The sequence below is a fragment of the Vibrio cyclitrophicus genome, assembly GCF_024347435.1.
Lineage (GTDB): Bacteria > Pseudomonadota > Gammaproteobacteria > Enterobacterales > Vibrionaceae > Vibrio > Vibrio cyclitrophicus.
This window is the reverse complement of record NZ_AP025480.1, coordinates 2,196,008-2,222,178: the sequence shown is the minus strand read 5'-3', so window position 1 is coordinate 2,222,178 and position 26,171 is coordinate 2,196,008. Positions and strand designations below refer to the sequence as shown.

Annotated in this window: 20 protein-coding genes; 13 read left to right on the top strand and 7 right to left on the bottom strand. The window is 44.1% G+C overall.

Features of this window, described 5'->3' with window-relative positions; translation table 11 throughout:
- Positions 1-152 precede the first annotated feature (152 nt).
- Both OCW38_RS09700 and udp read left to right on the top strand, forming a co-directional pair.
- Entirely contained in the window at positions 153-2,504 is a 2,352-nt protein-coding gene (locus OCW38_RS09700) for a zinc/cadmium/mercury/lead-transporting ATPase (RefSeq protein WP_261893855.1), read from the top strand.
- Between the two features lie 301 nt (positions 2,505-2,805).
- Complete coding sequence (gene udp, locus OCW38_RS09695) at positions 2,806-3,564, top strand: uridine phosphorylase (RefSeq protein ID WP_004736272.1); 759 nt, start codon at positions 2,806-2,808, stop codon at positions 3,562-3,564.
- A gap of 239 nt (positions 3,565-3,803) precedes the next feature.
- Here udp and OCW38_RS09690 read toward each other — a convergent pair whose 3' ends face one another.
- Together OCW38_RS09690 and OCW38_RS09685 are read right to left on the bottom strand one after the other, a co-directional pair.
- The gene (locus OCW38_RS09690) at positions 3,804-4,970 is read right to left on the bottom strand and encodes a DUF1887 family protein (protein WP_010439869.1); all 1,167 of its coding nucleotides are present in this window, start codon (positions 4,968-4,970) and stop codon (positions 3,804-3,806) included.
- A 196-nt stretch (positions 4,971-5,166) separates the two neighbouring features.
- Positions 5,167-7,158, bottom strand: coding sequence for a methyl-accepting chemotaxis protein (locus tag OCW38_RS09685; RefSeq protein ID WP_010439872.1), 1,992 nt, complete (start codon positions 7,156-7,158; stop codon positions 5,167-5,169).
- Positions 7,159-7,434: 276 nt separating this feature from the next.
- On the opposite strand from OCW38_RS09685, the gene hinT reads away from it, so the two are divergent.
- From hinT to OCW38_RS09650, 7 genes are all read left to right on the top strand, one after another.
- Complete coding sequence (gene hinT, locus OCW38_RS09680; RefSeq protein ID WP_010439874.1) at positions 7,435-7,785, top strand: purine nucleoside phosphoramidase; 351 nt, start codon at positions 7,435-7,437, stop codon at positions 7,783-7,785.
- Between the two features lie 243 nt (positions 7,786-8,028).
- The gene (locus tag OCW38_RS09675) at positions 8,029-9,420 is read left to right on the top strand and encodes a COG3014 family protein (protein ID WP_022570804.1); all 1,392 of its coding nucleotides are present in this window, start codon (positions 8,029-8,031) and stop codon (positions 9,418-9,420) included.
- Positions 9,420-9,803: a YcfL family protein gene (locus OCW38_RS09670; RefSeq protein WP_010439879.1), complete on the top strand. Its 384-nt coding sequence runs from the start codon at positions 9,420-9,422 to the stop codon at positions 9,801-9,803. The genes OCW38_RS09675 and OCW38_RS09670 overlap by 1 nt, the downstream gene beginning before the upstream one ends.
- 92 nt (positions 9,804-9,895) lie before the next feature.
- Positions 9,896-10,486, top strand: coding sequence for a penicillin-binding protein activator LpoB (gene lpoB / locus OCW38_RS09665; RefSeq protein ID WP_010439883.1), 591 nt, complete (start codon positions 9,896-9,898; stop codon positions 10,484-10,486).
- A 170-nt stretch (positions 10,487-10,656) separates the two neighbouring features.
- Positions 10,657-11,511 carry a phosphotransferase gene (locus tag OCW38_RS09660; protein ID WP_046208845.1) on the top strand — a complete coding sequence of 285 codons (855 nt, stop codon included), beginning with the start codon at positions 10,657-10,659 and terminating at the stop codon, positions 11,509-11,511.
- A gap of 109 nt (positions 11,512-11,620) precedes the next feature.
- Positions 11,621-12,160 (top strand): alpha/beta hydrolase YcfP, encoded by a 540-nt coding sequence (ycfP, locus tag OCW38_RS09655; RefSeq protein WP_010439888.1) that lies wholly within the window; start codon positions 11,621-11,623, stop codon positions 12,158-12,160.
- A gap of 484 nt (positions 12,161-12,644) precedes the next feature.
- Positions 12,645-13,934, top strand: a complete 1,290-nt coding sequence (locus OCW38_RS09650) for an NAD(P)/FAD-dependent oxidoreductase (protein ID WP_010439890.1) — start codon at positions 12,645-12,647, stop codon at positions 13,932-13,934.
- Between the two features lie 153 nt (positions 13,935-14,087).
- Here the strand turns inward: OCW38_RS09650 and OCW38_RS09645 are convergent, their stop codons facing one another.
- The 4 genes from OCW38_RS09645 to OCW38_RS09630 all read right to left on the bottom strand — a co-directional run bounded on the left by OCW38_RS09645 (position 14,088) and on the right by OCW38_RS09630 (position 19,703).
- The gene (locus OCW38_RS09645; protein ID WP_016784647.1) at positions 14,088-14,633 is read right to left on the bottom strand and encodes a GNAT family N-acetyltransferase; all 546 of its coding nucleotides are present in this window, start codon (positions 14,631-14,633) and stop codon (positions 14,088-14,090) included.
- A 186-nt stretch (positions 14,634-14,819) separates the two neighbouring features.
- On the bottom strand, positions 14,820-15,602 hold the full coding sequence (locus OCW38_RS09640) for a peptidoglycan binding protein CsiV (protein ID WP_016768551.1): 783 nt from the start codon (positions 15,600-15,602) through the stop codon (positions 14,820-14,822).
- A 63-nt stretch (positions 15,603-15,665) separates the two neighbouring features.
- Positions 15,666-19,127, bottom strand: a complete 3,462-nt coding sequence (gene mfd, locus OCW38_RS09635) for a transcription-repair coupling factor (RefSeq protein WP_010439896.1) — start codon at positions 19,125-19,127, stop codon at positions 15,666-15,668.
- A gap of 6 nt (positions 19,128-19,133) precedes the next feature.
- Positions 19,134-19,703 carry a hypothetical protein gene (locus tag OCW38_RS09630; protein WP_016786288.1) on the bottom strand — a complete coding sequence of 190 codons (570 nt, stop codon included), beginning with the start codon at positions 19,701-19,703 and terminating at the stop codon, positions 19,134-19,136.
- Between the two features lie 227 nt (positions 19,704-19,930).
- On the opposite strand from OCW38_RS09630, the gene lolC reads away from it, so the two are divergent.
- Genes lolC through lolE form a run of 3 tightly spaced genes read left to right on the top strand, consistent with a single transcriptional unit; the run spans position 19,931 to position 23,069 of the window.
- The gene (gene lolC / locus OCW38_RS09625) at positions 19,931-21,139 is read left to right on the top strand and encodes a lipoprotein-releasing ABC transporter permease subunit LolC (RefSeq protein WP_016793332.1); all 1,209 of its coding nucleotides are present in this window, start codon (positions 19,931-19,933) and stop codon (positions 21,137-21,139) included.
- A complete protein-coding gene (gene lolD, locus OCW38_RS09620) occupies positions 21,132-21,824 on the top strand; it encodes a lipoprotein-releasing ABC transporter ATP-binding protein LolD (RefSeq protein WP_010439900.1) in 693 nt (230 codons plus the stop codon). Before lolC ends, lolD begins: the two co-directional genes overlap by 8 nt.
- Positions 21,825-23,069: a lipoprotein-releasing ABC transporter permease subunit LolE gene (lolE, locus tag OCW38_RS09615; protein WP_010439903.1), complete on the top strand. Its 1,245-nt coding sequence runs from the start codon at positions 21,825-21,827 to the stop codon at positions 23,067-23,069.
- A 204-nt stretch (positions 23,070-23,273) separates the two neighbouring features.
- On the opposite strand, the gene OCW38_RS09610 is transcribed toward lolE, so the two are convergent.
- Complete coding sequence (locus OCW38_RS09610; RefSeq protein ID WP_010439904.1) at positions 23,274-23,786, bottom strand: DUF2062 domain-containing protein; 513 nt, start codon at positions 23,784-23,786, stop codon at positions 23,274-23,276.
- Between the two features lie 215 nt (positions 23,787-24,001).
- Here OCW38_RS09610 and OCW38_RS09605 point away from each other — a divergent pair, with 215 nt between their 5' ends.
- A complete protein-coding gene (locus OCW38_RS09605; protein WP_261893846.1) occupies positions 24,002-26,155 on the top strand; it encodes a DNA internalization-related competence protein ComEC/Rec2 in 2,154 nt (717 codons plus the stop codon).
- The last annotated feature ends 16 nt before the right edge of the window (positions 26,156-26,171 follow it).

Below are 26,171 nucleotides of genomic sequence, written 5' to 3'. Positions count from 1 at the left end.
AATAAGGTTTTTCGAAAAAATTGAATTGCCTGATAACTTCTTCTTGACCTTGGAGTTAGCTCCAAGGTTTATAATTCTAAAGAACTTAAGGTTTTGTTACCGTCATTGGTTAGCTAAAACCTCAAGGCTTTTGAGTATTAAGGAGATAGATTATGTGCGCAAAACATGCAGCGTGCCGCTCAACAAAAGTGGACGTTCAATCGCAAGCGACTGGGGCGACCTGTTCTAGTCCGAAAATTACCAGCATTACAGCCTCAAGCTCTTCATCAACATGCTGTAGTTCTGCGACGGCTTCTGCCCCAGCAGATGGTTGTTGTGGTTCAGACAGTGGAGAAGAAGACCGGCTGCCCTTAACTGAGTCTCTCAACGCCCAATTTTCAAAAAGTTGGCTAGTCTCGGGAATGGACTGTCCAGCTTGTGCTCGAAAAATAGAAAAAGCGGTCAGTAACATCAAAGGTGTTATTGAAGCTAAAGTGCTATTCGCTACCGAAAAACTGGTGGTTAAATTCGACGATGAAAGTCTTGCTGATACCATTGAACAGGTCTCTATCAAAACGGGTTTCCCTCTTACGGAAGTCGGTTCTAAGAAAGAAAAACAACAACCTGAGACTTTTTGGCAAGCCCATATCCAACCTAATTTACAGATTATAGCGATTGCGGCTGCAATGTTGTTCGCTGCACTTCTGAAAAGTACTTCTCCTCAACTAAGTGAAGGTTTGTTTACCGTAACTTGCTTACTCGGGTTATATCCGGTGGCTAAAAAAGCCGTTCAATTGGCACGTTCCGGAACACCTTTTGCGATTGAGACCCTAATGAGTGTCGCGGCTCTGGGCGCTTTGTACCTTGGTGAAACCGCGGAAGCGGCGATGGTTCTCTTGTTGTTTTTGATTGGTGAGCGCTTGGAAGCTTTCGCTTCATCGCGAGCAAGAAGTGGTGTTCAAGCCCTTATGGCATTGGTGCCAGAGAATGCGACCAAGATTATTAACGGTGAACGTGTTGAAGTGGCGGTGAGCGAGCTTGTTCCTGGCGATGTGATTGAAGTAGCAGCTGGCTCTCGTTTGCCTGCTGATGGTCAACTGATTACCGACGCGGCGAGTTTTGATGAAAGTGCGTTAACCGGTGAGTCTGTTCCTGTTGAACATATCGAAGGTAACAGCATCATGGCGGGCGCCGTGGTTGTCGATAAAGTTGTGCGCATTACGATAACGTCTAAACAGGGTGAAAATGCGATTGACCGAATCCTCCATCTTATTGAAGAGGCGGAATCCCGTAAAGCACCTCTAGAACGCTTCCTCGATAAATTCAGCCGTTGGTACACACCGTTAATGATGTTGGTTGCATTGTTAGTGATTATTACGCCACCGTTGTTGTTTTCCCAACCTTGGGAAACATGGGTATATCGTGGTTTGGCCTTACTATTGATTGCGTGTCCTTGTGCTTTGGTTATCTCAACGCCAGCAGCGATTACCTCTGGTTTAGCAGCAGCAGCAAAGCGTGGTGCTTTAATCAAAGGTGGCGCTGCGCTAGAACAGCTTGGAAAAATCCAAACCATTGCATTCGACAAGACGGGTACTTTGACGGAAGGTAAGCCTCAGGTTACGGATATTCAGGCTCTATCAGGTTGGCAGCAAGATGCAATGCTACGTGTAGTTGGTGCTATTGAAGTTGGCTCTACGCATCCATTGGCGCAATCGCTAGTGGCGAAAGTAAAAGAACTGAATGTTGAGATCCCAGAATCGCATAATAAGAAAGCATTGATCGGCAGTGGCGTCGAAGGTGATGTCGATGGAATTAAGTATCAGGTTTTATCGCCTTCTAAGGTGACGTTCGATCTTGGTGCCGATGTTGTTTCTCAGGTTGAGGCATTAGAAGGCGAGGGCAAGACGGTTGTGGTTGCTCTTGAGCTTAAAGATCAAGAAGAATCAATCGAGCAAGCTGCGACAGTGATTGGATTGATAGCGTGGCAAGATACCTTACGTAGTGATGCTAAGCTGGCGATCGAACGACTTAACAACTTGGGTATTCAATCTATCATGCTTACTGGTGATAACCCGCGCAGTGCAGCAGCGATCAGCAGCAAGATTGGTATGCAATATAAGGCAAGTCTACTTCCAAGCGATAAAGTGACTTACGTTGAAGAGTTATCTCAACAGTCGCATGTCGCAATGGTTGGAGATGGTATCAATGATGCACCAGCGATGAAAACCGCTAACGTAGGTATTGCAATGGGTGGTGGTACGGATGTGGCGTTGGAAACGGCTGACTCTGCACTGACTCACAATCGCTTAACGGAACTCCCTGCGATGATTGAACTGTCGCAAGCGACCATGAATAATATCCGTCAAAACGTAGCACTTGCACTCGGTTTGAAAGGTGTTTTCTTGGTGACGAGTTTACTCGGTATTACCGGTTTGTGGGTTGCGGTGTTAGCCGATAGTGGTGCGACGGCACTGGTGACATTGAATGCTTTGCGTCTTCTTCGATTCAAATCTAAAGCAGATTAGGTTCAGCTCCCAGACATAGCTCGCTCTACAAATAACAAGCAGCTACTATAAAAAGCGTCTTTAGCGGTAATACGTTAAAGGCGCTTTTTGTCTCATTAGTATGCAACATAGGCGTATGGATTGCTTATTTTTGTGATGCCAATCGGTTTTTCGTGAAACTTGAAATCTTGTTGCGATCATTGATGTGACCTATGTCACTTCATTTTGTTATAGGCTTGGTTAGAGTGTGTGTGTACCCCACGAATTTACTATGAGCTTAAATAAGGGTTAACAAAGCCCAATAAGCCAAAAGGAGCAAACTATGTCTCAAGCTGTTTTCCATTTAGGTGTTACTGAAGCAGATCTTAACGGTGCTACTCTTGCGATCATCCCTGGTGATCCTGCTCGTGTACAAAAAATCGCAGAAGAGATGGAGAATCCAGTATTTCTTGCTAGCCATCGTGAATATACGCTTTATCGCGCAGAGCTAGACGGTAAGCCAGTTGTTGTATGTTCAACAGGTATCGGCGGCCCATCTACTTCTATTGCTGTTGAAGAGCTTGCTCAACTTGGTGTTCGTACTTTCCTTCGTGTTGGTACTACTGGTGCTATCCAGCCACATGTAAACGTGGGTGACATGATCGTTTCTACAGGTTCTGTTCGTTTAGACGGTGCTAGCCTGCACTTTGCGCCAATGGAGTTCCCAGCGGTAGCTGACTTCGAAGTAGCAACAGCAATGAAAGCGGCAGTTGACGAATCAGGTGCAACAGTTCACATGGGTGTAACGGCATCAAGCGATACGTTCTATCCTGGTCAAGAGCGTTACGACACGTTCTCTGGTCGCGTTGTTAAGCGTTTCCAAGGTTCTATGCAAGAATGGCAAGATATGGGCGTTTTAAACTTCGAAATGGAATCTGCAACGCTATTAACTATGTGTGCAAGTTCTGGTCTGAAAGCAGGTTGTGTTGCTGGTGTAATCATCAACCGTACTCAAAAAGAGACGCCTGATCACGAAACGCTAAAAGTAACAGAAGCTCGTTCAATCAAAGTGGTTGTAGAAGCTGCACGTAAAATGCTTTAAGTTGTAAAAATACTTTTAGTCTTAAAGTGCTTTAAGTCTGTTTCCAAGATTTAAAAATGGCCGCATCGAATGATGCGGCCATTTTTTATGAGGCAAAGAAATTAAAGGCATAGATAGTTGAAAGATGAAAATAGAGCAAAACAGACGAATAGCTGGAGAAAAAAAGGCGAGTGACTCAATAGTCATTCGCCTTTTTAGATTTACTTAAGAGCGTTCAGCTCTCAAGAGTCTATTTATTTTTAGCACTCTAAATCTTCATCACCACCGGCGGCGGTAAACCATGCCGCTAGGTGTGTTTTAAGATCTTTTAATTCGTCAGGGCCAATCAATGCAAGGCCAAGATCTTCTGCTCGTGTGATGTCGTTATGACGAAGAGGGCGGAAGCTCACCAGCATAGCACGTGCTTGTAGGCCGCCTAATAGGTCTCTTAGCGATTCCAGCTTGTACAAAGTGTCATCACCATCATCACGCATGCCTTTGGTCTTACATTCGATGATGTGGAGCTTATTATTCACTACTGATGCCACGTCGAGTTCGTTACGAACCTCGCGTTCACCTAATTGGCGGTATACCTGAACATTTAAAGAGCGATCTTGAATGGTTGGCATGTCATCTTGGATTTGCTTAACGGTACTGTGAACCAAAGTCTCTAGCCATTCGCCATTAGAGAAGCGTCGTGCATCTTCATTGGCGAACGTCAAAATACCATTATCATAAGTGGCAATTTTAGCTTCCACCAAATCACTTAACAGCATGTTTAGCTCGCGATAACCTTGTTGCTTCTCAGACAACCCCACATCAAGCCTCTGTTCTTTACGGCAAGTCGTTGCAAGGTAGTTCAATGTAGCAAGGCCAGGGCCGAGTTCTAGTGCATTACTTGCCCAGCGTTCGCCCAGTTCATAAAGCTTCTGATCAAGTTGAGGAGACAGCTGTACATCGCTGAACTCACCACGAGCACCGAACACCGTTAGGTAGTCGTCGATGGTAATACGGTCTTGTACTTGTGCATCTTCTTTGCCATTCGGATAAAGCCAGCACAGCTTGTCACTGTTTGGTTCAACAACAAAGATTGGCCAGTGGTAAGTACGAAATACTTCGTAGACAGAAAGTAGGCGGTGACGAAGACCACAACTTGCGTTGAGTTTCACTTCTTCTCCACGAGCTTTGAGGTCTTCAGCAAGGTTTTGGATAGACTCTTTAATTGCGGATGTATTTACGAGGGTAGGAATTTCGAAAAACTCACTGGTAATGTCGCGTTTTTGTAAAACGCTTTCTAAACGTTTGTACATACTGACTTGATTCTTGTCTCCGATAAACACGATGTGAGTACTGATCGTTCGGTTATCAAGTAGTGGGGTGAGCAAGCGAATGGGGTCTTGATCGATAATGCCAACATGAACAGCCATATAAATTCCTTATTAGCGGCTCGCTCATAAAGGTGAAAGATAAACGGAAAACAGCAAGCCTTAATAATCATATAATGACAAAGCTCATAAAAAACAAGGGCAACCCTTGATAAAAGTTGCCCTTGTTCAATTAGTTATCACTATTGGGTTAGATATCCCAACATTTTAGGTTCATATCTATAGATTCTTTGGTTACCTATAGTTTGAACTGATGAACTAAATCGCCTTGCTGATTCGCAAGTACTGTTAGGTTTTGGCTGGCTTCTGCAATCGACGACATTGCTTGGTAACTTGCATCAGCGATATGGTTGATGTCTTCGATGTTACGTGCGATATCGCCAGATGTTTCACTTTGCTCAGCGGCTGCTTGAGATATGTGTGTACTCATGTGGCTAATCTCTAGAATCAATGCTTGGATCTCTTCCATCGCACTGTTGGCACTTGAAGCTTGTTCAACCGACATGTCCATATCACTCATGCAGCTTTCAATCACATTGCTTGCTGTTTTCGAGCTTGATTGCAGATTGCTGATCATCGTCTCGATTTCCGAGGTCGATTGTGTGGTCTTTTGCGCCAGCACTCGAACTTCATCGGCAACGACTGCAAAGCCTCGACCTTGTTCGCCGGCGCGTGCTGCTTCAATCGCTGCATTCAATGCAAGTAGATTGGTTTGTTCAGCAATGCCGCGGATGACATCAAGAATCGATCCAATTTGGCTACTCATTTGTTGAAGTTCGCCCACCGCGCTGACCGATTCAGTAAGACGTGATTCAAGTTGATTGATAGTGCTGATATTGGTGTTCATGATCTGGCGACCAGACTCAGAAGCCGATTCCACTTGTTGAACCATAGTCAATGAACTTTGCGCGCTGTTCGCTACCTCTTGTACCGAGTGAGACATTTCTGTCATTGCCGTCGCGACTGTCGCTGTTTGCTCGCGCTGGCTGTTCAATTGAGCCTGAGTCTCTGATGAGGTTTTTTGGTTCACGCTTGCCGTTTTAGTTAGGTCATCTGAAGCATCATTCAACTTAACTAAGATATTGTGAAGGTTGTCGGCTAGGGTGTTTATGTGGCCACTTACACGACTGAACTCGTTGTTATAACGGATATCGATGCGTTGCGTCATATCACCTTCAGTTAAGCCTTCAAGTGTTTTCAGAATGCGTGTTAATGGCTCTCTTACACTGTTGGCAATATGGTATCCAATCGCTGCAGCAAACAGCGTCACCACAACGCCGATTGCGATGGCATTGAACAAACCCTTGTCGTAAATGCTGCTTGCGTCTGCCAATGAAGAGTTAAGTTGTTCTTCTGCGGTTACATTGAATGAATCAAGTACGGCCATGGCTTGGTCTACTTCAACGGCTAAGTTGGCAATGTTGACGTATAACGCTTGTTTCGCCTGTAAGTAGTTGTTGTGCTTGTCTAAGACACCGCCTTTTTGACCAACGTCTTTTGTGAATTTTTGAACTGACTCATCGAAGACATTTTTAAGTGCAGGTAATTGCGTTGATAGCCCGCGATAAGCGTAGTTAAGGTGAGTAACGGCCTTTTTGTTTTGGTTAACGGCTTTTTGCACAAATGCCACATCAGAACTAGCTAGCGCATCTGAAGTAATCACCTCAGCGTCTTGCAGTTTAATGAAGTAGCTTTTCGCCATTACTTTTACAGAAATGCTTTTTTGGTCAGCAACGTACTCTTTCATACCTACAGTCAATTCGGAGTGTAGACGTTGAAAATCACGTGATGCTTTTTGTACTTGTTCTTGTGCTTCGAACATTGCCACGTAGTTGTTCATCGCTTCATCGGCTTCGGCGAAGTAACGCTGTTCCATCGCTCTTAACTGGGCAATACGTTCAACAAGTGTAGCGTTGTTTTGACTCGCGGTTTCCAAGCTTCCAAGCACTTCAGAAAAAGAGTTTTGTGATGAGGCAAACTCTGTACGCATTGCAGACATACGCTCAGCGTTTTGTGTGGTTAGGAAGTCCTTGAATGACTTATCAGCAGAAAGTAGTTGAACACTTGTTTGATTTGAAAGCGCAACAAGTGGTAGTGAGGTTTCTGAGACACTCTCAAAATTGCTATGTATCTGATTCATGCTGTTCATCATGATGGTTATCGTGACTGCGAACATGATGATGATCAGTGCGAAACCAGCGTACATACGCTTGATCACAGATCCCTTCATGGCTTTCTCCCTAAATAAAATGCAGACCTAATGTCAGGTCAAAGTAAAACTAACAAAATTATCAGCATTCTATTGAGCTCGACTTACGCATTTTATGACGCACACGTCAAAAATAACCCTTACTTATAACCAACATGCCATTCTTGAGAGGTAAGGCTCGTTTTCTTTGATTTGAACGGTGTTTTTTATTATGCTTTAAAGAGGATTTATTGTGGTTTGTTGCGGCATAGCGCATACTCAAAACATTAAAAACTCAATGTTTTATCGGAGAAAAACATGGCTGAAGAAACCATCTTTAGTAAGATCATTAATAAAGAAATCCCTGCAGATCTACTATATCAAGACGACTTAGTAACGGCGTTTCGCGATATTAACCCTCGCGCGCCAAGTCATATTCTAATTATCCCTAACAAGCTGATTCCGACAACGAATGATGTTGAAGTGGAAGATGAAGCCATGATGGGGCGCATGTTTACCGTGGCTCGTAAGTTAGCAAAAGAAGAAGGCATCGCAGAAGATGGCTATCGTCTTATCGTAAACTGTAACTCTCACGGTGGCCAAGAGGTATACCATATCCACATGCACTTGGTTGGTGGTCGCCCGCTTGGACCGCTATTGATTAGCTAGTTGAACAATTAGTTGGTTAAGTGATCAGTTGGTTTAGTAAACATGTCGCTGAATGCTTAGCCAGTTAAATGATTGGCTTGTTGGATAAATTGTAGGTTATATGCCAACTTTAAACTTCATCTGTTGTCTGAATAACGGCATCAATTAGGCGAGGCGATACTTTTCAACGTATTTATTTTGAGAGTATTGATTCGCCATTAATCGTATAGAAGTTGGCATTTTAAACATGCACGGAGACGTTAAGTGAAGCAACAGTTTAGATTCGCTTCCATTGCCCTGCTATCGGCGTTGACTGCGGGATGCGCGAGTATGTCGGCAGGAAGTCTGTTCAGCCATTATAGCGCTCAAAACAAAGAGATATACCAAGCAGTGAAGTCTGGAGATTATTCAGAGGCTCAACAAGAGTTACCAGATTACGCAGCAGGAGACATTCTTGATAATTTTGAAAGGGGCAGAATTAACCTGCTTGATCAAAAGTATCCGGAGAGTAAGTCTTCGTTTGAGTTGGCCGACCAGGCAGTAAGAGATCAACAAAGCAAAGCCGTGATCTCAATCTCAGACAGTGCGACCAGCGTTGGTGCATTGGCTGTGAATGACAATATTACCGAGTATGTCCCGCCAGATTATGAATTGGGTTTTCTTCATCTTTATCTCGGCTTAAATTACTTGAAGAAAAACGATTTAGAAGGTGCGGTGATCGAAATGCGTCGCGCCAACCAAGTACAAGAACAAGCAAAGAAACAACGTGAAGCTGAGTTAGAAAGAGCAGCGAGTGATGCCAAGTCTCAAGGTTTATCAGCCAATGTAGGCAGCATTCTTGCGAATTACCCTGATGCGGGTAAAAAGCTGCAATCGGTACAAAATGCCTATTTGATGTTTTTGTCTGGGCTGCTTTATGAAGCATCAAATGATTTAAACAGTGCCTACGTTGACTATCGACGTGCTCTGGCCGTGATGCCAGAAAACCAAGAAATTATCGATAGAACAATGTCGACAGCCGCTCGTTTAGGAATGCGACAAGATTTAGCAACGCTAGAAAAGCGCTATAAGCAATCGTCGAAGCTTGGTAACGGACAAGGGCGAGTGATTGTGCTTCAAGAGCAAAGCGCAGTGCAAGCGATGGATAGTTGGCGACTAGATTTACCTATTTATGACAGTCGTGATCAGGGAGCAATATACTCTTTGGCGCTGCCATACTATCCAAACCAAAACGTCGAACGTTTTTCTGCTTTAAGAATCAATGGGCAGCCTTTGTCTGAAAGCTTAATTACTGACGTGAACGCGATGGCTCAGAATGATTTGTCTGAACGAATGACGAGTATCGTTATTCGCCAAGCGCTGCGTGTTGTGGCAAAAGATCGCATCCGTAAAGAAACCACTCAAGGTAACGATGTAGGTAACATTCTGTTTAATGTGTGGAACACCTTTACTGAGCAACCAGACACGCGCAGTTGGCAATCATTACCTGCCGAGATTAAGAGCAGCACGTTTGTAGCAAATAGTGGTCAATATACGTTAGAAGCAGGCGCTAAAACGTATGATTTCGATATACGAGAAGGGCAGACCACCTTGGTTTGGATTTCTCGACAAGGGAACAACGCAACAATGTGGCATAAACAGCTAGGGAGGCTGTAATGAAAAAGTGGTTAGTGAGCTTCGCAGCGGTTATGGCTCTGGCTGGGTGTGCTGATAATACAGCTGGCGTAAGAGTTGATAGCCTGACTCAGAACGTTTTCTTTGGTGACAAGGTATTGGGTAGCCGTTTATTGGTTGAAGATATCCGTACTGATCAAATCGATGGTCATACTAGAGGAATTGTTCGTTTGAACAGTAACTATAAAGGCGATCAAAATATCCTTTATCGTTTCTACTGGTACGACGATGCTGGTCTTGAGGTCAATTTAAAACAAGGTCCTTGGAAGCAAGCAATTGTTCGTGGTTTTGAAAGTATTTCGTTGTCGGAAGTGTCGGTAAACCCGAGCGCAACTCAGTTCCGAGTACAGTTCCGAGAGCAGTAAATCAGATTTAAGAAGCGGATCGATTGATTTGCCTATGTAAGTATTTAAGAGTGAGGGTGATGCCCCATTCAGTGATAAATTGAGGAAAGAAAATGAAAAAGAGTGTCATTGCGCTACTAGGTTTAGCGGTTATTTTAGGCGGTTGTTCGAACAAGGTAAGCTACGGTGATGCACAAGCTGTAGAAACCACGACAATCGATTTCGGTTCAACTGATCTTCAAACGATTGCTGGTGAGATGGTTGATAGCATGATGGCTTCAGGTTCAGTGTCTTACATTACTAGTGAGCAGCGTCCAATCGTGTTCGTAGAGCGTATTAAGAACAAAACAAGTGAGCACATCGATACTGAGTCAATCACTGACACTATCAGTACTAAGATGCTGAACTCTGGTAAGTTCCGTTTTGTTGATATGGACCGCGTAGAATCGGTTCGAGATCAACTGAACTTCCAAAACAATGATGAGCTTGTAAATCAAAGCTCAGCGATCCAGTTCGGTAAAATGGTAGGTGCTCAATACATGTTGTATGGCAATCTATCAAGTATCGTTAAGAAAGCAGGTAGCGATGAAGACGTATACTACAAAATGACAATGCGTCTAATGGATCTTGAGTCTGGCCTGATTGAATGGGCTGACGAGACTGAAATCCGTAAGCAACAATCTAAGAGCCTATTGGGTCTTTAATTTCGCTTACTCGCCAACCAAACGCAGCCAGTATTGATAGCGTCTAATCTTGGCTGCGCCTAGCTTGGTCACATGCCAATTCAATGTGTTATACGCTGTTAGTAAAAAGACACTGGCTTTTGGTTAGTGTCTTTTTTTATATGGAAATTAATACGTTATAGGGATGAGCAATGGCAATTTTTTCTTGGTCTGAAGCTAAACTTCTTGATACCAGTTTGAGTTCGCTTGATAGCCACTTCTCTGAACCACCCATTAGAGCACAGACTTTGACTGGCGGTTTGACTAATCGTTGTTGGAAATTGGTTTCAGCAGGGGGTACTGAGTATGTATGGCGTCCAATCACACCGATCACCAAAGCGTTTTTCATTTCTCGTCATGAAGAGTATCAAGTGCTCTCAACTATTGAACGCCTTGGTATAGGGCCAAGCCCTATCGTCATTAATGAGAGTGGGTTATTGGTCGAGTGGATTGCTGGCGATACGCTCTACGAAGGTTTAGATCTTGATGAATTATTGAAAACGTTGCTCTCAGTACATTTAGTTAACACCAAGCGATTACCCCTCCAACCATTTAGTTTTACTTCGCGAGTCGATCATTATTGGCTCCAGCTAGATGCTATTCACAATACTGAGGTTTACACTCAAATTTATCAACAATGGCGTATTGCTCCGAGTATTCCACATGTCGACTTATCTTTGTGTCATTTTGATTTAGGTGGATACAACCTAGTACGAAACAGTGACGGGATTAAGATCATTGATTGGGAATATGCCTCGTTAGCTGACCCAAGGCTTGATCTTACGTTAACCATTGCGGTTGCGGATGTCCCGGTGATTGAAGCCGTTAACAAGTACTGTCAACTAAGAGGGATCCATGATGTTCAACCATGGCTAGACGGTGTAGAAGCATGGTTACCAAGAAGTAGAATGATGGCGATGTTATGGTACTTACTGGCTCACCAACTGTGGGGCGATGAAAGTTACTTGCGCGAAGCAGAGGCACTCAGCTGCACTTTCTGCAGTTAGGATCACGTTTAGGAAGTGAAATATATAATTTCGGGGCTCTTCCCTTTAAAACCTTATTTTTCATGTTAGATTTATCTAAGCGTACCAGCATTCAACGGAGGAGGTACAAATGATTATTTACCTGCACGGCTTCGATTCTACAAGCCCTGGCAATCACGAAAAAATACTGCAGTTGCAATTCATTGATGATGACGTTCGTTTCATTAACTACAGTACTTTGCACCCCAAACACGATATGCAACATCTTCTCAAAGAAGTGCATAAAGTGATTGAACAATCAGATGATCCGCATCCTATTATCTGTGGCGTCGGTTTAGGTGGTTTTTGGTCTGAACGAATTGGTTTTTTGTGCGGCATTAAGCAGGTGGTGTTTAACCCTAACCTGCAACCTGAGAACAATATGGTTGGTCGAATTGACCGTCCAGAAGAGTATGAAGACATCGCAACTAAGTGCGTCGCGCAATATCGTATGAAAAATAAAGGACGCTGTTTAGTGGTGCTATCTCGTGAAGATGAAATTCACGATAATACTAAAACCGAAGCGGCGCTCGAAGATTACTACGACATTATCTGGGATGAGAAAGAGAACCATAAGTTCAAAAAAATCTCTCAACACCTTCAAGCAATGAAAGCCTTCAAAAACGCCTAATTACTTCGTTTTATTTTATAAAAGCAGCACCCATGAGTGCTGCTTTTTTACATCTGAAACTGTTGGGGTGATATTGATAAATCTGTTGTATATGGTTTATCGACGAGTTTGCGCAATCGTTAACTAATTCGTGCCGAATCCTCATTAAGGATAAGGATTTTTGTTGCGGTCATCTTTTTGCTATATATAATGTTCTGAAGCAAAATATTTTGATAAATATCAAGAAAAATTGAGAGCGAGTGATAAAACTTGCCCATTATTTGTGTTCTACCTCTCAGGCAGTCACCTTTTATCCATGTAAACAGGACTTCAAACCTGAGTTTGTTGTTCGTATCCCTCTAACTACTCGTGAGTTGCTGTTATTCGTTTTCGCAATTATTAGATAAGCCATAGCCTTTGAGCGCAGGCGAGTAGATACATAGAATTTATCGGTTGGAGTAATCGAGCCGAACCCCATTTATTCATTTTGTAGAGGATTGTCATTGTGACAAAAATTATCGTAGTAGGCGGCGGTGCTGGTGGTTTAGAACTAGCAACCAAGCTAGGCCGCACTTTAGGTCGTAAAAAACGTGCCCAGATTACTCTGGTAGACCGTAAAGCGAGTCACCTATGGAAACCATTACTTCATGAAGTAGCAACGGGTTCATTGGATGAAGGTGTTGATGCATTGAGCTATCGTGCGCATGCAAAAAACCATTACTTCGATTTTCAAATGGGCAGCTTGAACAACATCGATCGTGAGCGCAAAGTGATTGCACTGAGCGAGCTAACAGATGATCACGGTGAACTGCTTATGCCAAGCCGCGAACTTGAATACGATATTCTAGTGATGGCTTTGGGTTCAACGTCAAACGATTTCAACACTCCTGGCGTTCGTGATAACTGTATTTTCCTTGATAGCCCAGAACAAGCGCACCGTTTCCGTACCGAAATGAATAACCAGTTTTTAAAGCTGCACGCTAAGAACGGTCAAGGCACGGTAGATATCGCGATTGTTGGTGCTGGTGCAACGGGTGTTGAGCTTTCTGCAGAGCTACATAATGCAGTGAAAGAACTTCGTACTTACGGCTTTGGTGACCTAGATTCAAGCAAGCTGAACGTAAATCTTGTTGAAGCGGGAGAGCGTATCCTTCCAGCTCTACCTCCTCGTATTTCGAGTGCAGCACACTCTGAGCTAACTAAGCTTGGTGTAAACGTGCGTACCAACACCATGGTGACGCAAGCGGATTCTGAAGGCTTAACTACCAAAGACGGCGATAAGATTCCGGCACAAATCATGGTATGGGCCGCAGGTATCAAAGCACCAGATTTCATGAAAGATATTGGCGGTCTTGAGACTAACCGAATTAATCAACTGGTTGTTAAAAACACGCTGCAAACCACGCTTGATGACAACATCTTTGCTATCGGCGATTTGGCGCAATGTACGCAGGCGGATGGTTCATTTGTTCCACCTCGTGCACAAGCCGCTCACCAAATGGCAAGCTGCGCATTCACTAACATCATTGCTAAGATGAATGGTCGTGACCTGAAAGATTACGTATACAAAGATAAAGGCTCATTGGTTTCATTAAGCCGTTTCTCAACAGTCGGTAGCCTGATGGGTAACCTTACTAAAGGCTCTATGATGGTTGAAGGCCGTATCGCTCGTATCGTCTACATCTCTTTGTACCGAATGCACCAAATGGCACTGCATGGACTAATAAAAACATCGCTAATGATGTTGGTTGGTCGTATTAACCGTGTGCTTCGTCCAAATCTGAAACTTCACTAATCAGGTAAGCTTGTTAAAGGCATTACGTTGATAATAAAAAAGAGCTCTTCGGAGCTCTTTTTTAATTGTGTGTACCGTCATATCTGAAAATTGAACGGCTTATCATCTTTTAAAGCAGTAAAGCAGTAAAGCAGTAAAGCAGTAAAGCCGCAGTTAAGCAGTTGGCGGTAATACTGAGTAAACCACACCATCTTTTGGTTTGCCGTTAAAGACAAATCGATTCTTGGCAATCGTTTCTCGCTCAGCACCGCATTTCTCGATCAGTTTTTGACTTGGTAGGTTTTCTGTATCACATACAATCTCTAATCGTGTTAATTTCAGTTGAGCAAAGCAAAACTCAAATAATGCCTGCATCGCTTCTTTGGCGAACCCTTTTCTTTGAAATTGATCGCCAACCCAGTAACCCAAACTCGCCATATTAAAGGTATGGTAGAGCTCGTTGATGGCCACCATACCGACCAGTTTTCCGCTGCTGCGTTCGAAAATACCAAAGCCAAACGCATCGGCTTTAACCCAGTTTAAACGAGTCGCCAAAATAAATTTTTCGGCTTCTACGATAGAAAACGTGTCATGACACCAATCAACCCAAGGAAACAAGCTTGGAGATGATTGAACCAATTGAGCAAACTCTGGAGCATCACAAGCTTCAATTATCTTGAGATTGAGATGTTGTGTGTTGATTTGAAAATCAGGGCTCATAAGAAGTACCAAATAAAGAGAGTACTTATAAAGTAAAGTACTTAACAAGACGCCCTCGCAATGGAGGGCGTCTTGAATTGTTATTTATGTATAGTTGGAGCGTTATTTGATAGCTATTTAGCTAGGCCCAAGAACTCAAGCTAAAGCGCTAAGAATCAAATAGCCCTCTAGGCAAAGCCAATTAGCTTACTGCGCTACGCGGCGAACTTGGATCACCATACCTAAAAGCGGATGGTCTAGGTAGTGAGTTTCTGTACTGCGCATACGACGTTTTTGGTCCATACGGTAGCTTTTGAGGAATTCTTCTACTTCAACGGTAGGTGAAACCTCCGTAAGGTTACCGACTTGAACATTGCTTTCTGCGCCGCTTACTGGTGAGTCTAGTTCGATTTGTTGTTCTTGTAGAGTCACTTCACGAACACTTGGTGCTTTTAAATCCAATGTCGTTTCAGCGTATAGGTAATGCTGAACGTAGATTTGTAGCTTGCCGTCTAATTCGTATAGTGGCTTATCAATAGTCTCTTCTTGGAAGCCATCAGCACCTGTCGTGGTAGCTGTGGTGGTTGTAACCGCACCTTTTTCAGAACCATCGACATTAAATTCTTTAGAAAAATCTTTACCTGCTTGAATGTGGAAAACAGGTGCAGAGCTCTTACCTTGGTCACCTTGACGCCAAGCCGTATGCATTAGAACTTCAAACCCCGCGTGTTTACGCAGTTTGTCTTTCTGAGGCGTTAGTTTATATTCCGAGTAAGGAAGCATTTGTACACCTTTCTTTGCTCGATACTGGGTGTCTTGAAATGAACCAACGCGCTCAAGTGAAATTTTAGGCTGTGTGTTTGGCCAAGATTCGTTCACTTTCTCTGCATCAACTGCGCGCTTAAAAATGATCACTTCTATATCAAATTGTCTCTGAGCCAAACTTGGCAATGAGACGAACAATAGTAGCAGTGGGATCAGTCTTTTCATTTTTACTCCGTCTTCCAACCGATCTGTCGGTTGGATAATTTATATGTGCAAGTGTATTGGGTCTTATGCTGATGGCAGTAAGTTCTGTCTGAATTCGCCCAATAGATCACTAACAAATTGAATTCGTTTCCGTCTGTCGACCAATGGTACCGTAAACTTGAACTTAGTTGGTCCTTCCATTGAAAACTTTTGCGGTTGAGATTGCAACAGTTTAACAAGGTAGGTTGGGTTTATGTCAGCGTCTGGGTAGAATTCTAAGAATCCACCCTTTTCGTGAGCCTCAATTTTCTTCACCTTGATAGACGCTGCGGATAATTTAAGCTCTGAAACCGATAACAAGTTCTTGGTTGCATCAGGTAGAAGACCGAAGCGATCAATTAACTCGACTTTCAACTCGGCTAACTCATCGGTATCACTTACGCTCGCGATACGTTTGTACGTAGACAAGCGGGTATTGATGTCCGGGATATAATCGTCTGGCAATAGTGCAGGTAGACGCATCTCAATTTCTGTTTGTTCACGCAATAAGTCATCAAGTGATGGTTCTCGACCCTCTTTCAATGCTTCAACGGCTTGTTCGAGCATTTCCATGTAAAGCGTAAAGCCGACCGACTGAATCTGACCGCTCTGTTCATCACCTAACAGCTCACCTGCACCACGAATCTCTAAGTCATGGGTTGCGAGGGTGAAGCCTGCGCCTAGGTCTTCTAAAGAAGCAATCGCATCTAATCGCTTGATTGCATCTTTCGTCATTGCTTTTGGATGTGGCGTTAGCAAGTAAGCATAAGCTTGATGGTGAGAACGACCCACACGTCCACGCAGTTGGTGCAATTGTGCTAAACCAAGGTTATCGGCTCTGTCCATCAAAATGGTGTTTGCCGTAGGTACATCGATACCGGTTTCAATAATCGTGGTACAAACCAACAAGTTAAAGCGTTGATGGTAGAAGTCATTCATGATGCGCTCTAGCTCTCGCTCTCGCATCTGACCATGAGCAACAGTGACACGTGCTTCTGGGATCAGTTTTTGCAGTGACTCAGCCGTCTTTTCAATGGTGTCTACTTGATTGTGTAAGAAGTAAACTTGACCACCACGCATGATTTCACGCAGCACCGCTTCTCTGACGATGGCATCATCATTTTCGCGAACGAAGGTTTTTATCGCCAAGCGTCGAGCTGGTGGTGTTGCGATGATTGATAAGTCACGCATGCCGCTCATCGCCATGTTTAATGTACGAGGAATAGGTGTGGCGGTTAGCGTTAGGATATCGACATCCGCACGCATGGCTTTCACTTTCTCTTTCTGACGCACACCGAAGCGGTGTTCTTCATCGACGACTAACAAGCCAAGATCTTTAAACTTGAGGTCACTAGAAAGTAACTTGTGAGTACCCACTAAGATGTCGACTTTACCGTCGGCGACATCTTGCATGATCAATTTCTGTTCTTTAGCCGACTTAAATCGCGATAGCACTTCGACACGTATCGGTTGGTTCGCGAAACGGTCGCGGAAGTTTTCAAAGTGTTGCTGAGCAAGTAGCGTCGTTGGTACTAACACAGCCACTTGTTTGCTGTTGTCGGTACATACGAATGCCGCGCGCATCGCGACTTCGGTTTTACCAAAGCCAACGTCACCACACACTAAGCGATCCATTGCTTTTGCTTGGCACATGTCAGACATAACGGCATTGATCGCCATTGCTTGGTCATCGGTCTCTTCAAATGGGAAACCCGACTTGAAGGTCGCGTATTGGCCACGGTCGAGTACAAACTTGTAGCCAGGTTTTAGCTCGCGCTTGGCGTAAACATCAAGCAGTTCGGCTGCAACGTCACGGACTTTCTCTGCCGCTCGTTTACGAGCCTTCTGCCAGGCTTCACCACCGAGTTTATGTAGCGGTGCAGAATCTTCAGCGCCACCAGAGTAGCGGCCGATTAAGTTCAGAGAAGCAACAGGTACGTAGAGCTTGGCATCATTTTGATACTCAAGCGTTACGTATTCGGTTTTCATTCCACCGGCTTCTAATGTTTGCAGGCCAATATAGCGACCAATACCGTGGTCAATGTGAACAACGGGCTGACCCGGTTTAAGTTCGGCCAAATGACGGATGACGGTGTCGCTGTTAACGCTTTTTTTGTCTTTTTTGCGGCGCTGAACAACACGATCACCCAACAGGTCGCTTTCACAGATCAGGGCGATATTTTGCTCTTCGTGGATAAAGCCATGCTCAGCAGAACCGAGGATCAGGCTGAACTTGTCTTTGCCTTTAATTGCCGCGTCGAGGTTTTCAACTTCGCTTGGACGAATTTTGATGCCTCGAAGCAATTCACTTAGGGCTTCACGGCGGCCTTCAGACTCAACCGAAAAGACCACTTTGCCGTCGAAGGCTTCAGTGAACTTTCTTAGGTTTGCGAGTGGCTCTTTGTTCTGATGTTGAACACTGAGATCCGGTAGAGGCGCAATAGGTAAATTGACACGTCCGGCTTTCTCTTCAATCGTGTCTAAGCTCAGACTGACCTGTGGCTTCTGTTTGAAATGCGCGAATAGTTCGTCTTTTTTCAGCCAAAGTTGCTCAGGTGTCAGCAGTGGTCGTAATGGATCGACACCGCGCTGTTCGTATCGGTGAGCCACGTCGGTTAGGAAAGCATCAACTGCAGTTTCGACATCACCGAGAATTAAGATTTGCGCTTCGTCGGCAACATAGTCGAATAAGGTTTCGGTATGCTCGAAAAACAGGGGCTGCCAATATTCAATACCAGCAGGCCAAGTGCCTTTAGAAACTTGCATGTAGACAGATTCTGGTTCGCGGCGGGCATCGAACTGTTGACGCCAGCGAATGCGGAAATCTTCAATGGCACTTTCTGAGGTTGGGAACTCGTGAGCAGGCAGCAGTCGGATCTCGGAAATGTCTTCGATCGATCGTTGGTTCTCAGGATCGAAAGTACGAATTGTGTCGATTTCGTCATCGAAAAAGTCGATACGATAAGGATCTTTACTGCCCATCGGGAACAGGTCAAGAATCGAACCACGGCTTGCGTATTCACCAGGGCCAAATACCTGATCAACGTAGCGATAGCCCGACTTTTCAAGTTGAAGACGCAGTTTCTCTAACGAGTACAGATCGCCTGTTTTTACCATTAGAGTGTGTTGTAACAAAAAGTCACGCGGCGACTGACGCTGCAGTAGCGTGCTGATCGGAACGATCGTGATGCCATCTTTTAGTGTCGGTAGTGCATAAAGGCGCGCGATACGGTCAGAAATGATCTCTTGGTGTGGCGAGAAGCTGTCGTATGGTAGTGTTTCCCAATCAGGAAATAGAGCAACTTCTGCCGCTGTAAATTGTTCAATTTCAGATTGAAGTTTAAGCGCAATTTGTGGGTCCGGAACAGCCAATAAAGTATGGCTATTGTGTTGCTCTGCGAGTTTGGCAATGGCAAGAGCGAGAGACGAACCAACGAGGTTACCGATGTGCTTTTTGTCACCGGCTCCTTTGAGTGTAGGTAATGTAAAAATAGATTGTTTAGTCATGTTTATTTACTTGTTATCTCGTTCTAAAGAGCGTTGACGCAAGAGCTTTTGCTGTTGATGAAGCGCCGCTTTGATGAGCAGATCTTGGTCTGTATCGCGAAGGTGAGCATATTTAAATTTGATTTCGAAACCTGAATCTTTAGCTTCGCTAGCAAACACTTCCGCATAACAATAAATGGCAGCCGCTGGGTGTTCTAAAAAAAGCTTGGCTTTTACCAAACGACCCGGTTCTATGTCTGCTTTTGAAAAACAGGAAAACTGACTCGCACCGAATGAGTAGGTGTGAGTTCGAAACTTCTCATCATCTTGTTGCGATAACATGAAGCTCAACAAGAGGTTTAACTTAGAGTTTTGCGCGTCTAATAAGCTGGTGATATTCTTCAAGTCGCTATTTTTCAGTTCAGCACGAGCACTGTCGGCTAACAGGTCCAACTGGCTAAATTCACTTGCCACAACAAAGGGAGCAGGGATCTCGGATTCGAACTGAATTTGAGAGGGTAAAGTGAAGTTACTTTCCATTGGCTCTATATTAGCAGTAAGGCTGTGGTGAACGGTGAAAAACTCTTGTTCTGTCATGCGTTAGTTCCTTGAAGTGATCTATTGATTATCGCTATGTGGCCGCAGTAATCAAGGTCAGTTAATTGAAAGTCCTAAATAGTTGTTTGAAATTTGTCGATTTGACAAGGTTCTGTTTTTCAAGCCTAACTAATTGAGTTAATTCACTCTATATTTTCAATTACCCCCTACACAGTAACAGCAATACCCGTTACATTAACCCGCATCCCTTTTTGATGGTTCAAAGTATGTTTCATCCTATTTCAGTGTTTGTTGGCCTGCGTTATTTGAAAGGCCGTTCAGGTGATCGCTTTAGCCGTTTTGTTTCTTATATGTCGACAGCAGGTATCACCATTGGTGTGCTGTCTCTGATTACTGTTTTATCGGTAATGAATGGATTCGAAGCGCAGTTAAAAGACCGAATTCTTGGCGTTCTTCCTCAAGCTGTGGTTTATGAGCAAGGAGGGACGACCTCTTTTTCTGAACAAGCGCCAAGCTTTGCAGAGCAGATTTCTCTCAATGGTCATGTTGAGCCGATTGTACGCAGTGAGGCGGTAATTCAAAGTCCGGCTCAACTGTCTGCAGGCCTTTTGATTGGCATCGAACCTAATTCAGATGACCCTCTTCAGAACCACTTGATTGCGGGTAGATTGTCTTCACTGAAAGCGGGTCAGTATCAGTTGTTCCTTGGCCATACTTTGGCGAGAAACTTGAAAGTATCTATGGGTGACAAAGTTCGCCTAATGGTGACCAGTGCTAGCCAATATACGCCTCTAGGACGAATCCCAAGTCAAAGAAACTTCACAGTAGCGGGTATTTTCAATACGGGATCTGATATCGATGCTCAATTGATGGTGACAGATATCCAAGATGCCGGGCGTTTGATGCGTTACAAGTCTGACACGATTTCAGGTTGGCGACTGTTTTTTGATGACCCGTTTGAAGTAGCAAAATTATCAAACCAGCCTCTGCCTGAAGGTTGGGTATGGAGCGACTGGCGTGATCAACGCGGTGAACTATTCCAAGCCGTTCGCATGGAAAAAAACATGATGGGTTTGATGCTTGGGCTGATCATTGGTGTTGCTGCATTCAATATTATCTCCGCACTTATCATGGTGGTGATGGAGAAACAGTCTGAAGTGGCTATTCTTAAAACCCAAGGCATGACCGATGGTCAAGTGATGGGGATTTTCATGGTTCAAGGTGCCAGCAGTGGCGTTATTGGCGCGTTATCTGGTGGTGTATTAGGTATTATCTTAGCCATGAACCTAAATACTATTTTAGAAGCGATGGGCGTGGCTCTGTTCTCGTTTGGTGGGCAACTGCCAATCATGATCAACCCAGTTCAAATCGCCGTTGTTGTGGTGTTGGCTATTGCACTTAGCCTGATTGCCACTGTGTTCCCTTCTTATCGTGCATCATCTGTGAAACCTGCTGAGGCCCTTCGTTATGAGTAATTTTCTTCAATGTAATGATATCCGTAAAACGTACCGTGAAGGCTCGTTGGATACAGAGGTTCTTAAGGGAGTCAGCTTTGAAATCGAAAAAGGTGAATTGGTTGCTATCATTGGTACCTCTGGTTCCGGTAAAAGTACCTTACTGCATATCCTTGGTGCGTTAGATGATGCTTCGGCGGGCAGTGTGAGCTTTCTCGGGCAAGACTTAGCATCTTTGAGTTCGAATAAGCAGGCGAAGCTTCGCAACCAACATCTCGGCTTTGTTTATCAATTCCATCACCTTCTTTCGGACTTTTCAGCGTTGGAAAATGTGGCAATGCCTCTGCTTATTGGAGGCGAGAAACCAGCTAAAGCAAAAGAAGAAGCACAACGTTTACTAGATAAAGTGGGGCTAAGTCATCGTGTCGACCACCGACCTTCAGAGCTTTCTGGTGGTGAAAGACAACGAGTGGCGATTGCACGAGCTTTAGTTAACAAACCCGCGTTAGTGTTAGCGGATGAGCCGACAGGTAACCTCGACCACAACACCGCACTCTCTATCTATGACTTAATGCGCGAATTGAACCACGAATACGATACTGCTTTCTTGGTTGTAACGCATGATGGTGAGCTTGCGGGTAAGATGGACCGCCAACTGCACATGCAAGACGGTTTATTGGTTAACGTAGAAAAAGAGGAGAGCTAAGTGTTTTCTTCTTTATCTCTGTTGATAGGCGGCCGATTTAGTCGAGCAAAGCAACGAGACAAGATGGTCTCGTTCATCTCTTTGTCTTCGACGATCGGTATTGCTGTCGGCGTCGCGGTGATCATCATTGGTTTATCTGCGATGAATGGCTTTGAGCGTGAACTGCAGTCCCGAGTACTTTCTGTTATCCCGCATGGAGAATTTGAGGGAGTCAATGAACCTGTGACACGTTGGGAGCATGTGATCGAGCAAGCGACCCAACATGATGATGTGGTAGCGGCTGCGCCTTATGTGAAAATTACTGCGCTTGCCGAAAAAGGCAAAGAGCTCAAAGCAATTGAAGTTCGCGGTGTTGATCCACAACTTGAACAACAGGTATCAAGCCTATCGAGTTTTATCGATAAACAAGCTTGGAGCGAGTTTAAGGCAGGACAACAACAGATCATTCTGGGCTCTGGTGTAGCGAATGTGTTGGGTGCGAAAGTGGGTGATTACCTGACTTTGATGATTCCAACGGTAAACGGTTCTGTGAAGGTTCAGGCGCCAAAGCGTGTTCGCGTTAAAGTGGTAGGCTTGCTGACTCTAAATGGCCAAATAGACCACAGCTTGGCTCTAATCCCTATTGGCGATGCTCAAGTTTACGCTAACTTAGGGGAGGCAGTGACTGGGGTTTCTTTAAAAGTGATCGATGTTCTGAATGCAAACTCGATTGTGCGTGAAGTTGGCAATCAGCTTGACGTGTATGTGTATCTTCGCAGCTGGCAACAGAAGTTTGGTTTCTTATACCGCGATATTCAGTTGGTTCGCACCATCATGTATCTAGTAATGGTACTGGTTATCGGTGTGGCTTGTTTCAATATTGTCTCGACTCTAATGATGGCAGTAAAAGACAGAGCATCAGAAATTGCCATTTTAAGAACCATGGGCGCATCGGATGGACTTGTGAAACGCATTTTTGTTTGGCAGGGCGTGTTTTCGGGCGTATTAGGTAGCTTAATTGGCAGTGCGATAGGTGTCTTAGTCGCGCTTAATCTAACGACTATTATCAAAGGGCTTGAGAAGCTTATTGATCACCAATTTTTGTCCGGTGATATCTATTTTGTCGACTTCTTGCCTTCGCAGCTCGATATGACAGATGTTGTTGTCGTTTCTGGTACTGCTATTGTTCTGAGCCTACTGGCTACGTGGTACCCAGCATCACGAGCGGCTAAGTTGAACCCAGCAGCGGTGCTTAGTTCAAAATAACATGTCTTATTAATAGCCTTGGTTCTTAATAAGGAATAAGCCGCACTTCGACAGATATAAAAAAGGATCCCTAGCGGGATCCTTTTTTATTGAATTCAAACTGTAATATTTACAACTCTGATTACATAGCAATCTTGTAGAGATCCGTGACTCATCTGATTTTTACTGTTGTCCGTTTAAAATAACGAGTAAATGAGTATAGGTTCAATACCTTGCTTGTCGCTTCTTCCAACTTCTTACTACTGAGTAACGCCATAAACCTCGAATACCAAAGTAGCCAATCATTGCTGAAACCACACCACAAATCAGACAACCCAGTAAGAATGGTGGCCCGATTGTGCTCATTTGCGCCAAGATGAAATCCCAAGACAGTTCGAAATGAAAAGCTTGAGGCGGAACATGCATCACAAACGCTCCGACTTTATAAGCAAAGTAGAAGAGTACTGGCATGGTGACCGGGTTGCTGATCCAAACGAGTGCGACGGCCAAAGGTAGGTTCACGCCACATGCGACAGCAAGACCAGCAGACATAATCATTTGACTTGGAAGAGGGACAAACGCCATGAATAACCCAACAGCAAACGCACCAGCCGCAGAGCGACGATTAAGGCACCATAAGTTGGGGTTGTACAAAACATTGCCAAAAACTTTCAATGCTTTCTGACGCTTGATTAGCTCATGGTCAGGCATAAATCGTTTAATAAACTTTCTTGGCATAGGAGGAAGCTACTCTCTTGTTTAACTCTTGGTTCTTGATTTCATTCGCTGTGACAGTTGTGTCAGCTAGCTTTTGGCCTGTGATGCCACATTGGGTTTGGGCACCATTGATGCTGTTGTTACTTTTAGCATCAACAAAGTATAGCGTTTTCCGGAGAGCAAGAGGTTCAGTAACAGCCTTGATACTAGTTATCTGTCTAGGGAATGTGATTGAAATGCAGACAAGTCGATTATTTCAATCAGGGCAGAATACTACCATAAATGCGTCAGTTGTTAGCCTTTTTAGTGAAAATAGCCATGGTTTTGAAAGCGTAATAGTAGCTAGATCAATTGGCGGCGAAAAATTAATCTTCCCTCAATTGATAAAACTGAGATTATTTACTCCATTCAAGTTAACGCTTGGAGACCGTGTCTATTTATCGATGTCAATAAAGCCCGTATGGGGCAAACTCAATGAAGCGGGCTTTGATCTCGAAAAGCATCTGTTTAGTGCTGGAGTGGTGGCCAACGCAAGTTACCGAGCAGAGACTAAATATCGAATTCACTCAAGCACCAACTTACGTTCTCAGTGGTTTGAAAGCAGTTTAGAAAGATTGAGCCAACTAGCGAATGCCGACCTCATTATGGCGTTGAGTTTTGGTTATCGAGACCTTATTCCGCCCCAGCGATGGGATTTGCTTAAAAGCAGTGGGTTGATTCACTTGATGGCTATTTCTGGATTGCATATCAGTATAGCCTTCGGCATTGGTTATCAGTTGGGGAAGTTAGTTAGATTATTATCCCCTCAGCTTCTTTGGCTACCTACACTGTTCGGGTTAGGGTTGGCGTACTTTTACAGTTGGTTTGCTGGCTTTACATTACCGACGTTAAGGGCGCTTGTGATGTGTGTTATCGCAAGCTATTTCTTGTGGCGTGGTCAAAATATCAGCTTGGTCCGTTATGTGGCTTTAAGTCTGTGCGTGGTCTTATTGATTTGGCCATTCTCAGCATTGTCGAGTAGCTTTTGGTTGTCCTTTGGTGCCTTGGGCGCTGTTCTCTATATTGCTTCAAACAATGCCCCATCTTCTTTAGATGTCACGCTTACGAGCCGAGTATTACAACTCATCAAAATACAGCTAATGCTGACAATACTTATCGCTCCCTTTTCTATGTTGTTCTTTGAAGGGGTTAGCCTGATCTCGGTTTTCTATAACTTACTACTTCTGCCTTGGGTATCGTTGGTAACGATTCCATTATTGTTTTTGGCAATGTTTATCAGTTTCTTATCTGAGTCGGTATTCGGTGCAAGTGGATCAGTGTTGTTAGCAAGCGAGTGGGAGTTGTTAGGCAAGGGCTTTGCTGGTCATTTGTGGGAGCTGGTTGATTTGTCGCTTGAGCCCCTTGTCTTTAGCCTGCCATTTTCGGAAAGGTTTTGGATTCAAGTTGATAACCACACCATTGAGCTATCTGTATTACTCATCTTGTTTTTCGGTTTTTGTAGCCGATACCTCCAACGAACGTTATCGATATTTGTCGTTATAGTCTTTGTATTGTGGTGGGAGTTTGGCAAGTTCAAGCATGACACATTAAGAATTGATATTTTGGATGTTGGACATGGACTGTCTTTGGTTTTGGAAAAGAACACTCAAGTTGTAGTCTATGACCTTGGTAACGTGTGGCCTGGGGGCTCAATTGTAGAGTCTTTACTGATCCCTACTTTAAATCAGAGGGGAATTCATGAATTGGACGGTGTTATTGTTAGCCATTTTGATTCCGACCATGCTGGTGGCTATCCGGCGTTACTTGAAAACTACACGCCAAAGTGGGTAAGGGTCAGTCAGAGTTTCAATGAACAAACTCATCTTAATACTCAAGCCCAGCTTAATCTTCAAGCATGTATTCTCGGAGAAAGTTGGAACTGGCAAGGTGTCGATTTTAAGGTTTTATGGCCACCTCAAAGAGCGAAGAGGGCGTACAACCCACATTCGTGTGTCGTAAGGCTTTCTGCTCCCGCTTCAGAGTTCTCAATGTTGCTCACTGGTGATATTGAATTGGTCAGTGAGTGGTTACTTTCTCGTGAAGGTGACCAACTTCGAAGTGATGTCATGTTGGTTCCACATCACGGTAGTGACTCATCGTCGATCAAGTCCTTTATTAAAGCCGTATCTCCTCAACTAGCGATAGCTTCTCTGGCCAAAGGTAATCAATGGGGAATGCCGAACGAATCAGTTGTCGGACGGTATAAAGAGGCGGGGAGTGTTTGGCTTGATACTGGAGAGAGTGGGCAAATAACCATCACTCTTAGTGAAGAAGGTTGGCAATATCATGCGATTAGAGAACAACAAGGCGGGCAGTGGTATAGGCAGATGCTTCGTAAGGGAGTAGAATAGATAGATTATTGTGAGA

Bases quoted from the DNA above. Each gene is read 5' to 3' on its own strand.
- ycfP (WP_010439888.1), top strand. From the start codon at position 11,621: ATGATTATTTACCTGCACGGCTTCGATTCTACAAGCCCTGGCAATCAC.
- OCW38_RS09690 (WP_010439869.1), bottom strand. From the start codon at position 4,970: ATGGCTGTTCATGTTGGCATTATCGATCAAGACCCCATTCGCTTGCTC.
- OCW38_RS09670 (WP_010439879.1), top strand. From the start codon at position 9,420: ATGAAAAAGTGGTTAGTGAGCTTCGCAGCGGTTATGGCTCTGGCTGGG.
- OCW38_RS09610 (WP_010439904.1), bottom strand. From the start codon at position 23,786: ATGCCAAGAAAGTTTATTAAACGATTTATGCCTGACCATGAGCTAATC.
- udp (WP_004736272.1), top strand. From the start codon at position 2,806: ATGTCTCAAGCTGTTTTCCATTTAGGTGTTACTGAAGCAGATCTTAAC.
- lolC (WP_016793332.1), top strand. From the start codon at position 19,931: ATGTTTCATCCTATTTCAGTGTTTGTTGGCCTGCGTTATTTGAAAGGC.
- OCW38_RS09660 (WP_046208845.1), top strand. From the start codon at position 10,657: ATGGCAATTTTTTCTTGGTCTGAAGCTAAACTTCTTGATACCAGTTTG.
- lpoB (WP_010439883.1), top strand. From the start codon at position 9,896: ATGAAAAAGAGTGTCATTGCGCTACTAGGTTTAGCGGTTATTTTAGGC.
- hinT (WP_010439874.1), top strand. From the start codon at position 7,435: ATGGCTGAAGAAACCATCTTTAGTAAGATCATTAATAAAGAAATCCCT.
- OCW38_RS09605 (WP_261893846.1), top strand. From the start codon at position 24,002: ATGCAGACAAGTCGATTATTTCAATCAGGGCAGAATACTACCATAAAT.
- OCW38_RS09630 (WP_016786288.1), bottom strand. From the start codon at position 19,703: ATGACAGAACAAGAGTTTTTCACCGTTCACCACAGCCTTACTGCTAAT.
- OCW38_RS09640 (WP_016768551.1), bottom strand. From the start codon at position 15,602: ATGAAAAGACTGATCCCACTGCTACTATTGTTCGTCTCATTGCCAAGT.
- OCW38_RS09645 (WP_016784647.1), bottom strand. From the start codon at position 14,633: ATGAGCCCTGATTTTCAAATCAACACACAACATCTCAATCTCAAGATA.
- OCW38_RS09685 (WP_010439872.1), bottom strand. From the start codon at position 7,158: ATGAAGGGATCTGTGATCAAGCGTATGTACGCTGGTTTCGCACTGATC.
- mfd (WP_010439896.1), bottom strand. From the start codon at position 19,127: ATGACTAAACAATCTATTTTTACATTACCTACACTCAAAGGAGCCGGT.
- OCW38_RS09700 (WP_261893855.1), top strand. From the start codon at position 153: ATGTGCGCAAAACATGCAGCGTGCCGCTCAACAAAAGTGGACGTTCAA.
- lolD (WP_010439900.1), top strand. From the start codon at position 21,132: ATGAGTAATTTTCTTCAATGTAATGATATCCGTAAAACGTACCGTGAA.